The sequence below is a fragment of the Streptomyces sp. NBRC 109706 genome, assembly GCF_000974485.1.
Lineage (GTDB): Bacteria > Actinomycetota > Actinomycetes > Streptomycetales > Streptomycetaceae > Streptomyces.
This window is the reverse complement of sequence record NZ_BBOM01000014.1, coordinates 208,249-221,936: the sequence shown is the minus strand read 5'-3', so window position 1 is coordinate 221,936 and position 13,688 is coordinate 208,249. Positions and strand designations below refer to the sequence as shown.

8 protein-coding genes and 1 pseudogene are annotated in these 13,688 nt (G+C 69.1%); 4 read left to right on the top strand and 5 right to left on the bottom strand.

The window, feature by feature from the left end:
• Together AOM46_RS30610 and AOM46_RS30605 are read right to left on the bottom strand one after the other, a co-directional pair.
• The coding region (locus AOM46_RS30610) for a transposase (protein WP_158920804.1) at window positions 1-384 on the bottom strand (384 nt) is incomplete at its 3' end.
• A 233-nt stretch (window positions 385-617) separates the two neighbouring features.
• A complete protein-coding gene (locus AOM46_RS30605) occupies window positions 618-1,841 on the bottom strand; it encodes a cytochrome P450 (protein WP_062217924.1) in 1,224 nt (407 codons plus the stop codon).
• A gap of 380 nt (window positions 1,842-2,221) precedes the next feature.
• On the opposite strand from AOM46_RS30605, the pseudogene AOM46_RS30600 reads away from it, so the two are divergent.
• Together AOM46_RS30600 and AOM46_RS30595 are read left to right on the top strand one after the other, a co-directional pair.
• Window positions 2,222-3,274 (top strand): annotated as a pseudogene (locus tag AOM46_RS30600) (family 43 glycosylhydrolase); the annotation flags it as partial.
• 265 nt (window positions 3,275-3,539) lie between these two features.
• Window positions 3,540-4,970, top strand: a complete 1,431-nt coding sequence (locus AOM46_RS30595; RefSeq protein ID WP_062217921.1) for a family 43 glycosylhydrolase — start codon at window positions 3,540-3,542, stop codon at window positions 4,968-4,970.
• A 64-nt stretch (window positions 4,971-5,034) separates the two neighbouring features.
• On the opposite strand, the gene AOM46_RS30590 is transcribed toward AOM46_RS30595, so the two are convergent.
• Window positions 5,035-6,435, bottom strand: a complete 1,401-nt coding sequence (locus tag AOM46_RS30590; protein WP_158920802.1) for a glycosyl hydrolase — start codon at window positions 6,433-6,435, stop codon at window positions 5,035-5,037.
• A gap of 279 nt (window positions 6,436-6,714) precedes the next feature.
• Between AOM46_RS30590 and AOM46_RS30585 the strand changes: the two genes are divergently transcribed.
• Together AOM46_RS30585 and AOM46_RS30580 are read left to right on the top strand one after the other, a co-directional pair.
• Window positions 6,715-8,550 (top strand): sigma-70 family RNA polymerase sigma factor, encoded by a 1,836-nt coding sequence (locus tag AOM46_RS30585; RefSeq protein WP_062217913.1) that lies wholly within the window; start codon window positions 6,715-6,717, stop codon window positions 8,548-8,550.
• Between the two features lie 304 nt (window positions 8,551-8,854).
• Window positions 8,855-10,558 (top strand): discoidin domain-containing protein, encoded by a 1,704-nt coding sequence (locus AOM46_RS30580; RefSeq protein ID WP_062217909.1) that lies wholly within the window; start codon window positions 8,855-8,857, stop codon window positions 10,556-10,558.
• Window positions 10,559-10,619: 61 nt separating this feature from the next.
• On the opposite strand, the gene AOM46_RS30575 is transcribed toward AOM46_RS30580, so the two are convergent.
• Both AOM46_RS30575 and AOM46_RS30570 read right to left on the bottom strand, forming a co-directional pair.
• Window positions 10,620-11,624, bottom strand: a complete 1,005-nt coding sequence (locus AOM46_RS30575; RefSeq protein ID WP_107080222.1) for a LacI family DNA-binding transcriptional regulator — start codon at window positions 11,622-11,624, stop codon at window positions 10,620-10,622.
• A 155-nt stretch (window positions 11,625-11,779) separates the two neighbouring features.
• Entirely contained in the window at window positions 11,780-13,369 is a 1,590-nt protein-coding gene (locus tag AOM46_RS30570; RefSeq protein ID WP_062217906.1) for a discoidin domain-containing protein, read from the bottom strand.
• Window positions 13,370-13,688 lie beyond the last annotated feature (319 nt).

Sequence of the window (13,688 nt, the reverse complement as noted above, 5' to 3'; positions counted from 1 at the left end):
CTCGACCCGCCCGTCGCGGAACTTCGGTGTTCCCGTGCGGCGTTCGGCGAGCGCGGCCCGGGCCGCTGCCTCGGCGTCGACCGGGTCGGACTTGCCCTGCCACCGACGTGCCTTGCGGTCCGGGCGGTCGATCTCGACCACCCTCACGTCACTTTCACGCAGGTGGCGGGCGAGTCCGGCGCCGTAGGCGCCGGTGCCCTCGACCCCGACCACCAGCAGGGCCCCGAAGGACCGGAGCCAGGCCAGGAGCTTGCGGTAGCCGAGCGCGGAGGCGGGAAACTGGGCCGAGCCCAGGACCCGGCCCGCCGAGTCGATCGCGGCCGCGGTGTGGGTGTCCTTGTGGGTGTCGACGCCGCCGGTGACCTCGACCTCGTGCTGTGACATCGTGGGGTGTGCCGTCCTGTCCATTCGACCGGGTGGGTTGGCACCCGTCGGCCGGGAGGACGGACAAGACAGTGATGGGGCCTCTGGCCAGGCTCTTATGAAGTCACGTCCCCCGGCCCGACGGATGCGGGCGAGCGTCCCCCGGACAGAGCCGACAGATCCCGTTGAGGACCCTGAGTCAGTCAGGTGCTGGGTCAGACCCCGCCGGGGAACGCTCACGTACATCCTCACTGTCAGGTGTCGGTGGGGGTGAAGTGGACCGGGAGGGAGTGGGGGCCGCGGGTGAAGACGCCCTGTTCGGTGGGGGCGAAGCCGTCGGCGAGGCGGAGGTCGGGCATGGCGTCGAGCAGTTGGTCGACGCCGATCTCGATCTCGGCCTTGGCGAGCAGCGCGCCGACGCAGAAGTGCCGGCCCAGGGCGAAGGACAGGTGGTCGGCGGCGGCGGAGAAGGCGGTCGCGGTGGTGAGGTCGTCGCGGAAGATGTCGAAGCGGTCCGCGTCGCGGTAGCGGCTCCCGTCCCGGTTCGCGGCGCCGATCAGGCAGGTGACGGTGGCTCCCGGAGGCACGGTGCCACCGCTGAGCGTCACCTCGGTCGCGGACTGCCGCATGATCATATGGACCGGTGGGGTGTAGCGCAGGGTCTCGGCGAACGCCCGTGGGATCAGGCCGCGATCCGCGCGGACGGCGGCGAGCTGGTCGGGGTGGCGCAGCAGGTTCGCGAAGATGCCGCCGATCGCCTTGTCCGTGGTCTCGCCGCCGGCGGCGAGCAGCAGGCTGCAGAACGCCTTGATGTCCTCGTTGCTCATCCGGACGCCGTCGACCTCGGCGGCGCACAGCGTGGACAGCAGGTCGTCGCCCGGGTGCTCGCGGCGTTCGCGGATGATCGGCAGCATGTACGCGGCGAACTCGACGCGGGTCCGTTCGCCCGCCGCGGTCACCCCGGGGTCGCCCGAGAGGTTGCCGAGGAAGGCGATGACGGATGTGTACCAGCGGTGGAACCGCGGGTGGTCGGCGGCGTCCAGGCCCAGCATCTCGGCGATCACACTGACCGGGAGGCGGGCGCCGTAGTCGGCCACCAGATCGGCGGACCCGGTGTGCCGGAAGACGTCGATCAGCTCGCGTGAGATGCGCTCGATGACGGGCAGGAACCTCTCCCGCAGGTCGCTACCGCGGAAGGCGGGGGCGACCAGGGCTCGACGCACCGCGTGCTCGCGGCCACTGAGCTGGAGGATGGTCCTGCCGTGCACCGGCTCGATCTGCCACGCGTAGTTGTCGGTCGTGAACTCGCCGTTCCGGTCCCTGAAAACCCGCTGGACGTCCTCGTAGCGCGAGACGAGGTAGCTCCGGGTGGCCTCGTGCCAGATGAGGGGCGCGGTATCGCGCATCATCCGGTAGGCCGGATAGGGGTTCGCCGCGAACTCGGGCGAGAGGATGTCGGGTACCCGCGTGGGAGACATGGCACGCTCCTCGGATCGGTAAGCGACCTGCTCCACAAGGTTATTGAGCGTCCGCCAGAGGAGACAGACCCGCCGGGGGCTCGTACGGGTGGCACGGAGGACACGAAACGAGCGGCCCCACCACCGGCACGCCCCACCCGGCCGCCGTGGGCGCCTCCTGCGGCGGTGGTGCGCCGCCGCGTACTCCGCCCCGCTCCATGAGCGCAGCTGATTGGTTCTGATCGATTCAGTGGGGGGCGGTTGACGCTTTGGGCCCGCCATCCGACCGTGAACGGGAGGTTACCCCCCGGCCGTCGCTCGGCCGGGCGGTGGCCGGCCCCCCCACGCACCGGATGTCCGCAGACGACGGAACCGGTGCGCCCCACCCCTGGAGTCGCCTCATGAAACCCCCTCAGCACAGGAGCCGCCGGGTCACCCGTCGCGGCACAACGGCCCCGCGCCGCGGGCGCTTCGCCGTGCTTCTCGCCCTGGCCCTGCTGCTCCCCTTCCTGGTGAGCCGGTCGGCACAGGCGGAGCCCGTGACCGTCCCCAACGGAACCCAGTTCACGGACACCGCCGGTAACCCACTGCACGCCCACGGCGGCGGGATCCTCGAAGTCGACGGCTACTACTACTGGTTCGGCGAGAACCGGCACGACGACAACAACGGCTTCCGCTATGTCTCCGCCTACCGCTCCACCGACCTGAGGAACTGGGAGTTCCGCAACCACGTCCTGACCCAGCAGTCCGACCCCGAACTGGCGCAGGCCAACATCGAACGCCCCAAGGTCGTCTACAACGAGTCCACCGGACAGTTCGTCATGTGGATGCACAAGGAGAACGGCCGGGACTACGGCGAGGCCCGTGCCGCCGTGGCCGTCTCCGACACCGTCGACGGCGACTACAGCTGGCGGGGCAGCTTCCGCCCGCTGGACCACATGTCCCGCGACATCACCGCCTTCGTCGACGACGACGGCACCGGCTACATGGTCTCCTCCGCCCGGGAGAACTACGACCTGCACATCTACCGGCTCACCGACGACTACACGGACGTCGCCGAACTGGTCGCCAACCCCTGGCCCGGCGGCCATCGCGAGGCGCCCGCGCTCTTCCAACGCGACGGCGTCTACTTCATGCTCACCTCGGGCGCGACCGGCTGGAACCCCAACCAGCAGCGGTACGCCACCGCCACCAGCCTGGACGGCGAGTGGAGCGAGATGCGCGACGTCGGCGACGCCACCGGGTTCGACTCCCAGACCACCTTCGTCCTGCCCGTCCAGGGCACCGAGACCACCTCCTACCTCTATATGGGCGACCGTTGGGGCAACGCCTCCGGCGGTCTGGTCAACGACTCGGAGTACGTGTGGCTCCCCGTCGAGTTCCCCGACAGCCGGACCATGTCGCTCAGCTGGACTTCCGAGCTGACCATCGACACAGCCGCCGGCACCGTGGCACCGGCGGGGTAGACCTCCCGCCCTTCGCGGCGTGTTGATCGAAAGAGAAGAGTTCTGATCGTTCGATGTCAGGCTGATTGACCCCCTGATTTTATCGATCAACCATGAATCGAACGACGAGGGCGACCGGGTAAGGCCGTGCGATGCGCCCCCGGTCGCCCCCATTCCCAGCGGGACTTTCGAGGAGTTCTCAGTGAACGATTTTTCGCAAACGCCGTACAGCGCATCGGGATTGTCCCGACGCGGCGCCCTTCGCGGTATCGCGGTGGCCCTGGGGGGTGCCGGATGGGGACTGACGGCGGCCGGGCCGGCTCTGGCGAGCACACCTGACAACACGCCAAGTCCCCTGGCCTACGCGACCGTTCGCAACGGCCCGCTGTGGCATGACACGGCGGGCCGGGTCATCCAGGCCCACGCCGGGCACATCGTCAGACACGACGGCGTCTACTACTGGTACGGAGAGGACAAGGCCCACGACTCCGCGCGCTTCCGCGCGGTGAGCTGCTACTCGTCGACCGACCTGGTCAACTGGACCTTTGTGCGGAACGTCCTGGACACCTCCTCCCACGCGGAGTTGGCGGATGCCAAGATCGAGCGGCCCAAGGTGATCCGCCACGCGGCCAGCGGCACCTTCGTGTTGTGGGGCCACTATGAACGGGGCGCGGACTACGCGCTCGGCCGGGTCGCCGTCGCCACCTCGTCAACCCCGACCGGGCCGTTCGCCTACCGGGGCAGCTTCCGGCCGCTGGAGCAGGAGTCGCGTGACATGACGGTGTACGTCGACCGCGACGGCACGGGCTACCTGCTGAGCGCGTCCCGACGTACCGGCGGTGCCAACGACACGCTGGTGCTCTTCCGCCTCACCGACGACTACCTGGGGGTCGCCGAGGAGGTCATCGAACTGTGGCCGGGCGCCTACCGCGAGGCTCCGGCGTTCTTCCGGCACGGCGACACCTACTACCTCATTACCTCGGGCGCCTCCGGCTGGATGCCGAACCAGGCCATGTACGCGACGGCCCCCGCGATCACCGGACCCTGGAGCGACCTGGTCCCGCTCGGGGACGCGGCCACCTTCGCCTCGCAGAGCGCCTTCGTCCTCACCGTGGGGCTGGACACATGGGCGCGCCATGTTCTCGTCGCCGACCGCTGGCGCCCCGACGCCCTCGGCCAGTCCCGCAACCTCTGGCTCCCGCTGGACGTGGGGGCCGACGGGGGACTGCGGCTCGACTGGCGCAACAGCTTCGGCGTCGACGCCGGTGCCGCCCGTGTCGACGCCCCGCCCGTCACCAACATCGCCCAGGGCCGCCCCGCCACCGCCTCCAGCGCGACCTCGGCCAACCCGGCCGGCCTGGCCAACGACGGCTCCTACACCACCCGCTGGATCGCGGGCAGTTCGAGCTGGCCCGCCTGGTGGGGGACCGATCTCGGCAGCTCCCGTCATGTCTCGGAGGTCAACATCTCCTGGCCCATGGTCAAGGGTTCCGAGGGCTACTACCGGTACCGCATCCTGCACGGCGACAACGCGAGCGACTGGACCACCATCGACCGCACCGGCAACACGCAGTACGGGTTCACTCATGACGCGGTGGATTTCACCGCCCGCCATGTGCGCATCGAACTCGTCGACGCCGTGCTGCACAACAACCCGGGCAACTGGTACACGCCCTCGCTCTTCCACGTGGATCTGCGCCCCTGACCCCCGGCTGAACCCCCGGTGCCGGCGGTCTCCCCACCGCCGGCACCGGGGTTGGTTTCTTGTTCTATCGGTGGGTGGGTTGTCGGGTGTAGGTGGTGCCCAGGGCGGTCAGGGAGCCGTCGTCGGCGACCAGGTGGTTGTGGGGGTTCCAGGGGTACCAGGCGTATCGGGTGATCCAGGGGCGTTCGGCGAGGACTTCGAGGGAAGCGGTGTAGAAATCGATCACGGTGGCCTCGTCCGGATTGCTCTGGTGCATGCATCCGTACTCGGTCACCCATACCGGACGCCCACGGGCCTTGCTCTCCACCCAGTTCAGATACCGCTCGAACTCCGCCGCTCGCGCGTCACAGGAATCCGCGTTCCAGCCGTACCAGTGGACATTGATGAAGTCCACCCGCAGATTCCCGGCCTCCACCTCGGCCATGAAATCACTGAACCACTGCCGGCCACCGGAATCAGCCGATGTCGCAGGACTCCCCACCAGAACGTTCTCGTTCGACGTCAACGCCGGCCACAACGCCACCGCCTCAGCGACCGAAAGATCCGCCTGATCCGCCTTGTTCGGCTCGTTGAAACCCAACACCGTGTCATACCCGGCCGCCGCCACCTGATCGACCGCCCCCCGCACCGCCTCAGGAGACCGATGACTCTTACCACTGATCATCGGAACAAACCCCCGATCCCCACAACCCCCAGGATCCAACCCCCAGTTGTAGAACCACGACACCCCCATCCGCTCCATATCCCCACACTCCGAATTCGCCACCCCACGAAACGGCACCACCCCCGACTCAACCGGAGGCACCGGATCAGGCTCTGCCGGAGGTTCGCCCGGCTCGGCCGGTTCCTCGGTGGGAGTGGTCTCCTCCACCGGGGGAGCGGGCTCGTCCGCCGGCTCGTCGGGGGTCTCCTCGTTCTCCGGGATCTCCTCCACGCGGGTGATCGCGAACCGTTGATTGGCACCGTCGTGGCAGTCGAACTGGATGACGCGGGCATGGTCCTCGCGGCGATGGGCGGCCACGTCGACGCATTTATCGCTGCGTTCGTCGATGAGCCAGGCGAAGGCGTCCAGCGTGCGGAACGCGAAGGTGTCGGGATCGTCGTCGCACGACGCGTGGACCAGCGCCGCCCTGTTCTTCCGCGATCCCTCGGAGACATCCAGACAGAGGCCACTCGCGCGGGAGATCAGCCGAGCACCGGAGCCGTTCCCGGTGGGTTCCACGACGAATTGCTGCTCGGCCGATCCGGAACAGGCCGACTGCACCACGGCACCCGGATCATCTCGGGTTCCCTCGGTCACGGTCAGGCACTTCTCGCTGTGTTTCGCGGCCAGTTGCACATATCCGGGGAAGGCGGACGCGGGGGCGGGTTCGGCACCGTCGAATCGTTCCGTCGGCTGCTCGGCCGTCGCGGGGCTGAGGACATAGGCGCTCACGGCGGCCAGCACCGCTACGGGCACCGCCACGAACGAGACGTTCCGCATGCGTCGTGAACGTCGGTGTGACGCGGACATTGACTCTCCTCTCGGACCCAGGACCCGTGTTCGGGCCTCGTGGTCATTGAGGCGACGGGGTCGACGGCCTCATAACGGTTCCCACGAGAAAACCGGAAGACGGTGGTGAGGCGTTTTCCGACGGCGGTTCATAACGGAAATCCGTGGTCTTCTTCGTCACTTGCCGCGAACGGCGCTCGTCTGTAGCGTCACCTGCCAGCCCACGGCGGAATTGCTCGGAGAATGAGAGTCATGAGACGTGTGGAGCCGACGACCGAGAAGCTGGTCGTCGCGGCCCAGCGCGGCGCACCCGATGCGTTGAGGGAACTTCTCGGCGCGCATCTGCCGCTGACCTACGCGATAGTCGGACGAAGTCTGGGACGATCGGCGGACGTTGACGACGTGGTGCAGGAGACCATGCTGCGTGTGGTGCGGGATCTGCCCGGGCTGCGCGAACCCGGGCGTTTCCGGGCCTGGCTGGCCACGATCGCCATGCACCAGGTCAACGACCGACGGCGGATCTGGCGCAGGGCCACGGAGCGGACCATGCCGCTCGACGAGACCACGGACGAGCTGCCCGACCCGGATGGGGACTTCACCGGCGTGACGCTGCTGCGGCTGGAACTGTCCGGCCAGCGCCGACAGACCGTGGAGGCGACCCGGTGGCTGGATCCGGAGCACCGTGACCTCCTGGCGCTCTGGTGGCTGGAGACCGCCGGCGAACTGACCCGTGCCGAACTGGCCGAGGCGCTGGGGGTGTCGGTCGCGCACGCGGCGGTTCGCGTACAGCGGATGCGCGAGCAGTTGGAGCAGGCCCGCGCCCTGGTGGCCGCCCTTGACCGTGCGCCCCGCTGCGCCGCGCTCGACGCGTCGCTCGCCACCTGGGACGGCGTCCCGGGGTCAGTGTGGCGCAAGCGCCTCGGCCGCCATGTGCGCACCTGCGACGCGTGTTCGGCCGGTACGCGGGGGCTTGTGCCGGCCGCCCGCCTGCTCGCCGGCATCGCCCTGGTACCGGTCCCCGCCTCCCTGATCGCCTCGCTCGCGCTCGACGGGCTCGCGCCGGCGACCGCCGCCGCGGGCGGCTCGGCGCTCGCCGGCGGAGGTGCCACCGGACCGGGGCATCTGCTGCCGGGAGTCGCCGCCAAGTCCCTGGCCGGATTCAGCGCCACGGTGGTCGCCGCCGTCGCCGTGGTGACGCTCGTCCCCTGGCAGCCCGTGTCCACGCGGTCCTCCGACGAGGCGTCGCCGCCCCCGCCGACTCCGGTGCCTTCCGAGGTGGTTCCCGGCAGTGGCTCGGCCGGCACCTCGGTGGACGCGCCTCCCTCGGGAACGGTCGAGCCTGATCCGGTGCCTCCGGTTGAGTCGGGGGTGGTGCCGTTTCGTGGGGTGGCGAATTCGGAGTGTGGGGATATGGAGCGGATGGGGGTGTCGTGGTTCTACAACTGGGGGTTGGATCCCGGGGGTTGTGGGGATCGGGGGTTTGTTCCGATGATCAGTGGTAAGAGTCATCGGTCTCCTGAGGCGGTGCGGGGGGCGGTTGATCAGGTGGTGGCGGCCGGGTATGACACGGTGTTGGGTTTCAACGAGCCGAACAAGGCGGATCAGGCGGATCTCTCGGTCGCTGAGGCGGTGGCGTTGTGGCCGGCGTTGACGTCGAACGAGAACGTTCTGGTGGGGAGTCCTGCGACATCGGCTGATTCCGGTGGCCGGCAGTGGTTCAGTGATTTCATGGCCGAGGTGGAGGCCGGGAATCTGCGGGTGGACTTCGTCAATGTCCACTGGTACGGCTGGAATGCGGATTCCTGTGACGCGCGGGCGGCGGAGTTCGAGCGGTATCTGGACTGGGTGGGGAGTAAGGCCGGTGGGCGTCCGGTATGGGTGACCGAGTACGGATGCATGCACCAGAGCAATCCGGACGAGGCCACCGTGATCGATTTCTACACCGCTTCCCTCGAAGTCTTCGCCGAACGCCCCTGGATCACCCGATACGCCTGGTACCCCTGGAACCCCCACAACCACCTGGTCGCCGACGACGGCTCCCTGACCGCCCTGGGCACCACCTACACCCGACAACCCACCCACCGATAGACAAACAACCAACCCCTGCACCCGGACCGTGCGGCTGACCTCCCGTGATCGAACAATAACGAATGTTCACTTCCGGTCAGATCTGTTTGTTTTATCGCTAATAAGGACATCCTTGGGGCGATGGGTCATGTCTCGTCCGGCTGAGCCGCTTACTGTCCCGCGCACGAGGCATGACGTCACCCCCCCACGTTGGGATGCCCCCATGTCAGCGTCATCCAGGACCGGGAAGAGACCCCCCGGTGGGCCACCCGGTCCCCTCCACTCCATCCGCCGCCCCCCGTGGCACGGCCGGACTCCCCTGTTGGTGTCCGTCGCCGCGCTGATCGCCGCCCTGCTGGTCCCGTTGACGGCGTCGCCCTCGTCGGCCGCCGTCACGTTCGGGGCCGCCGCGCTGCCGTTCCGGGTGGACGGCGAGGCCGAGGCGGACAACGTCAGACTCACCTGGTCGCCCGTCGCCGAGGCGGACTCCTACGAGATCCGCCGCGCGGAGGGCGGCGGGGCGCCGACCACGGTCGGCCTTGTCCCCGGCACCAGCTACGACGACTACGACCTCGGCCCCGATCTGACCCTCCGCTACACCGTGCGCGCCCTCGCGGCCGACGGCGCGGCGCTGGGGGAGTCCGTGCCGGCCGAGGCCGTCACCTTCACCCCGCCGACAGGACTGGACGTCTGGGACAACACCCGGCCCTCCAGCCTGGCGCCCCACCCCTCGGGTATCGCGCACGGCGGTCTCTACTACCGCTACCAGTTCGCCACCGTCGACGGGGCGATCCGGGTCACCGAACAGACCTCGACGGACGGCTTCGCCTTCGGCGGCGACCGGATCGTGCTCACCGGGGAGAACGAACCCGCGCTGCGCGACGTCAAGTTGGAGGGCATAGCCGTCGTCAGGAACCCGGCCACGGAACGGATCGTGATCGTGGCCCATCTGGAGGAGGCGGGACCGACCTACACCACCGCGCATCTCTTCCTGGCGGGCGGCACCCCCGGGGGCGCCTTCGGCGTCACCTTCAACGACCGCCCGTTCGGCAACGACTCACGGGACATCGGGTTCTTCGCGGACGCCGACGGCAGCGGCTATGTGCTCTCCGCGACCCGGGGCAACCAGGATCTCGCGGTCTACCGCCTGACCCCCGACTGGTCGGCCCCGGCGGAACATGTCACCACCCTCTTCGCCGGGCAGCGCCGGGAGGCCCCCGCCCTGGTCAAGCACGACGGCCACTACTACCTGTTCACCTCGGCCGCGGCCGGCTGGTACCCCAGCCAACCCAAGTACGCCTCGGCCGCCTCCATCGACGGGCCCTGGAGCGAGCCGCGGGACATCGGCAACACCGCCACCTTCGGCGCCCAGTCCGGCGGAGTGCTCGCCTTCGGCGAGCACCGGGCCATGATGGCCCACCGCTGGGGCGCCAACTGGGCGTTCCCCGAACCCCAGCACTCCACCCGCCTGCTCCCCATCGCCTTCAACGAGGGCTGGGCCTCCTACGAGTACTTCCCCCGCGTCGACTACGACCGGGAGACCGGCCTGCTCGTCGGCGTGCAGAACGGTCGCTCCCTCTCCGTCGGCAAGCCCGCCGAGGCCAGCTCGCTCAGCGAGGACGCCCCGGGCGAGGACATCGTCCACGCCCCGGAGCGCGCCAACGACGGCACCGACGAGATCGCCGGCAACTACTACAAGTCCGGTGCGGTGCCCTTCAGTTGGCAGGTCGATCTGGAGGAGGCCAGCAGACTCGACCGGATCTCCCTCACCTGGAAGATGGTCAACGGCTCCGAGACCCACGCCTCCTACCGGATCGAGGGCAGCCAGGACGGCGAGAGCTGGACCACCCTGGTGGACGCCTCCGACAACAAGCTGGTCGGCTTCACCACGCACGCCCTGGAAGGGCGGCCCGAGGCCAGGTTCGTGCGGGTCACGGTGGAGTCGGTGACCAATATCCACAACGGGAACGGAGCGGGTTGGGCCCGGGGGCTCAACGAGGTGACGGTCTTCGGCCAGCCCCTCTCCTGAACGTTCGACAGCGCGTGGGACCGGCCGGAACACCGCTCCGGCCGGTCCCACACCGCGTCGGTCAGCGCGTGGTGGACTCGCGCACCACCAGGCGGTGCGGGCCGGTGAAGTTCCTCGCCTCCCGCTCCCCCCGCTTGTCGCCCATCCGTTCGGTGAGCATCTCCAGGGCCGCGGTCACCATCTCCGTGTGCCCCGGGGCGACGGTGGTGAGCGAGGGCACCGTATAGGCGGCCTGCGGAATATCGTCGAAGCCGGTGACCAGCACATCGCCGGGGACGGCCAGCCCCACATCGGCCAGCCCGCGCAGCACCCCGAGGGCGACGGAGTCGGTCAGACACATGGCCCCGTCGAACGCGACCCCGTCCGCGTGGAGTTGACGCACCGCCTCGGCACCGGCAGCCGTGGTGAAGGCGCAGCCGACCAGCAGCGCGTCCTCCCGGGGGACGCCGGCCTCGTCCAGCGCCGCCAGATAACCCCCAGTGCGCAGGGTCGCCGCGCCGGTCTCGCCCTCGGTCCTGCCGCCGATCGCCGCGACCCGCCGGCAGCCACGCTCCAGCAGGTGGAGCGTGGCCTCCCTGGCCCCGTCGAAGTTGGCCATCCCGACATGGTCCACGTCCGCCTCACTGAACCGCTCGCCGAGGGTGACCACGGGAAAATCGGCGGAGAGCGCGTCGGCGTCCTCGTCGCCGAGCTCGACCGTGGCGAGGATCAGCCCGTCGTACATCCGCAGCCGGGAGTTGGCCAGCGCCTGGGCCTCACCCTCCCGGGAGGCCCCGGTCTGCTCGACGGCCACCCGGTAGCCGCGCCGGCCGGCCTCGGCGATCACCAGCGCCGCCAGCTGGCCGCAGTAGGGCTTGTCGATATCGGGAACCGCCAGGCCGATCACCCCGGTGGTGCCGGACCGCAGGTTCCGCGCGGCCAGGTTCATCCGGTAGCCGAGCCGGTCGACGGCCTCCGTCACCCGGCGCCTGGTCGCCTCGCTGACATGGGGGTGGTTGTTGAGAACGTTGGACACCGTCATCGACGACACGCCGGCCGCCTTCGCCACATCGCTCATCGTCACCATGGCGGGATCATCTCCTCAACAGTGGCGGCCGGTCGAGCAGAACCCTGCCGCCCAGGGCGAAACAGCCGTCGGGCACCGTCCCCCTCGGGGGCGGTACCCGACGACCGTGCGGTCACGTGTCCGGCAACACCTGTGAGCAGCGGTGCTCCCCGGCGTTACGGGTGTGCGTACACCTGGGCCTCCACGATACCCATGGCCCAGTCGGGCGCCGGATCGCCGTTGACCATGGTCACCTTCGAGACCGAGACCCGAACCTGTCGGTACTCGCCCGCCAGGTCGTGGCTGAGGAAGCCGACGGCGTGGTTGTCGGTGTTCTCCACCAGCGTCGTCCACTCCGTTCCGTCCGTGCTCGCCTCCACGGTGTAACCGCTGTAGGCCTCGGAGCCGTTGGAGACCAGGAAGCTCAGGTCCACCCGGGCCAGCTCGGTGGGCGCTCCCAGGTCCACCTGCCAGTGGAAGGGGGCCGCCGCCGGCTTGTAGGAGCTGGAACGGTGGTCACCGTCGTTGGCGTTGCCCGCGGGGCGGTCGGGCTGCGCGGGGGAGGCCGACACCGGCCGGTCCTGGGAGACCAGCCGCTGGTCGGGGACCCGGATCTCGCCCGTGGCGTCGTCGATCCACCAGGACGACCGGTACTCAAGCGACAGGGCGGTGGGATCGGCGGAATCGAGGTCCAGCGGCAGCCAGACATAGGTGGAGTCGGCCAGCGCGTTCGGGTTCCAACGGTCGCCCCGGTAGACGTACTGGGCGCGGCCGTCGTGGGTGGTCAGGGGGAGGATGTTGGTCGGCTGGCTGTCGAACGTCGAGTTGTTGGCCAGCGGACGCAGCTCGGACCAGCCGTTCGGATCGTCGAGATCGCTGGTGTACGCGTACATCGCCTGGTTCGGGTACCAACCGGACTGGAGCGAGGTGACGATGTAGACATGATCGCCGGCGCGCACCAGGGCGGGGGCCTCTCGACGTGCGCCGTCGAAGAGCAGATACGAGTCGCGCCAGTTGACGTCCGTGTAGTCCTCGGACAGGCGGTAGACCCGCATCCGCTGGGAGTCCTGGGTGGAGACGAGATACGCGCTGCCGGTCACGGGGTCCTCGAAGAGGTTGAAGTCCCGCGAGCCATAGCCGAAGAGGCCGTCGTCGCCGCCATAGGAGGGGTCGTTTCCGCCCTCGATCTCGCCGGCACCGGGCCGGAAGTGGCGGTGGAACGTGTAGTCGCCGTCGATGCCGGTGTCACTGGAGGCAACCAGCATATGGGAGGCGCCGTAACCCCAGTCGGCCCCGTACTCGAAGTGCGCCCACAGGACGAAGGTGTCGGTGGCCTGGTTGTAGACGATCTTCGGCCGTTCGATGATGCAGTTGGCCACACCGTCGCGGATCGCGCCCCAGGGGACACCGTCCACGTCGGCGCAGTCGGGCACGTCGTCCGGAGTCAGGATCGCCCGGACGAACTCCCAGTTGAGCAGGTCCTGGGATCGGTAGAGGTTGACGCCCTTGAAGGCGGCCCGGTTGTGGCTCTTGTCCTCGCCGACCCAGTAGTACCAGCCGTCCTGTTCCAGAAAGCCGCCACCGTGGGCCTGGATCGCGTTGCCGTCGGTGTCGTACCAGGTGTCGCCGACCGGGAAGGCCGAGTAGGCGTCGGAGGGCGCGGGCGCGGCCTCGGCGGTGGCCCGCTGCGAGGCGGTGTCCGGGGTGCCGGCGGAGGCCACCACAGCGGCGGGCGCGGCCAGGCCGAGGCCGAGGGCAACGGCCATGAGGAGTCGGGCGGTTCGCCGACGCTTCCGCGTCGGGCCGCGATGGTCGGTCGGGGTGGGGGAGGGCGTCACGGCATCCCGTCCCGGGGGTGACTTCCTTGCCAAGGGGACCCACATCCTTGAGTGCGACTCACATGCGAAGGAGAGCATCGAGGGGACATTGATCGATACAAACGATCAGCGTCATGTTTGGTCGAACACGATGGGCCTGACCGTAGGAGCGGCCTCCGTCGCACGTCAATGGGCATGCGGGAGCCGATCAAAGATGGTCGGGCAGTCAACTTCGCTCATCGGGCGGCAAGGAGCGGTCAACCGCCCT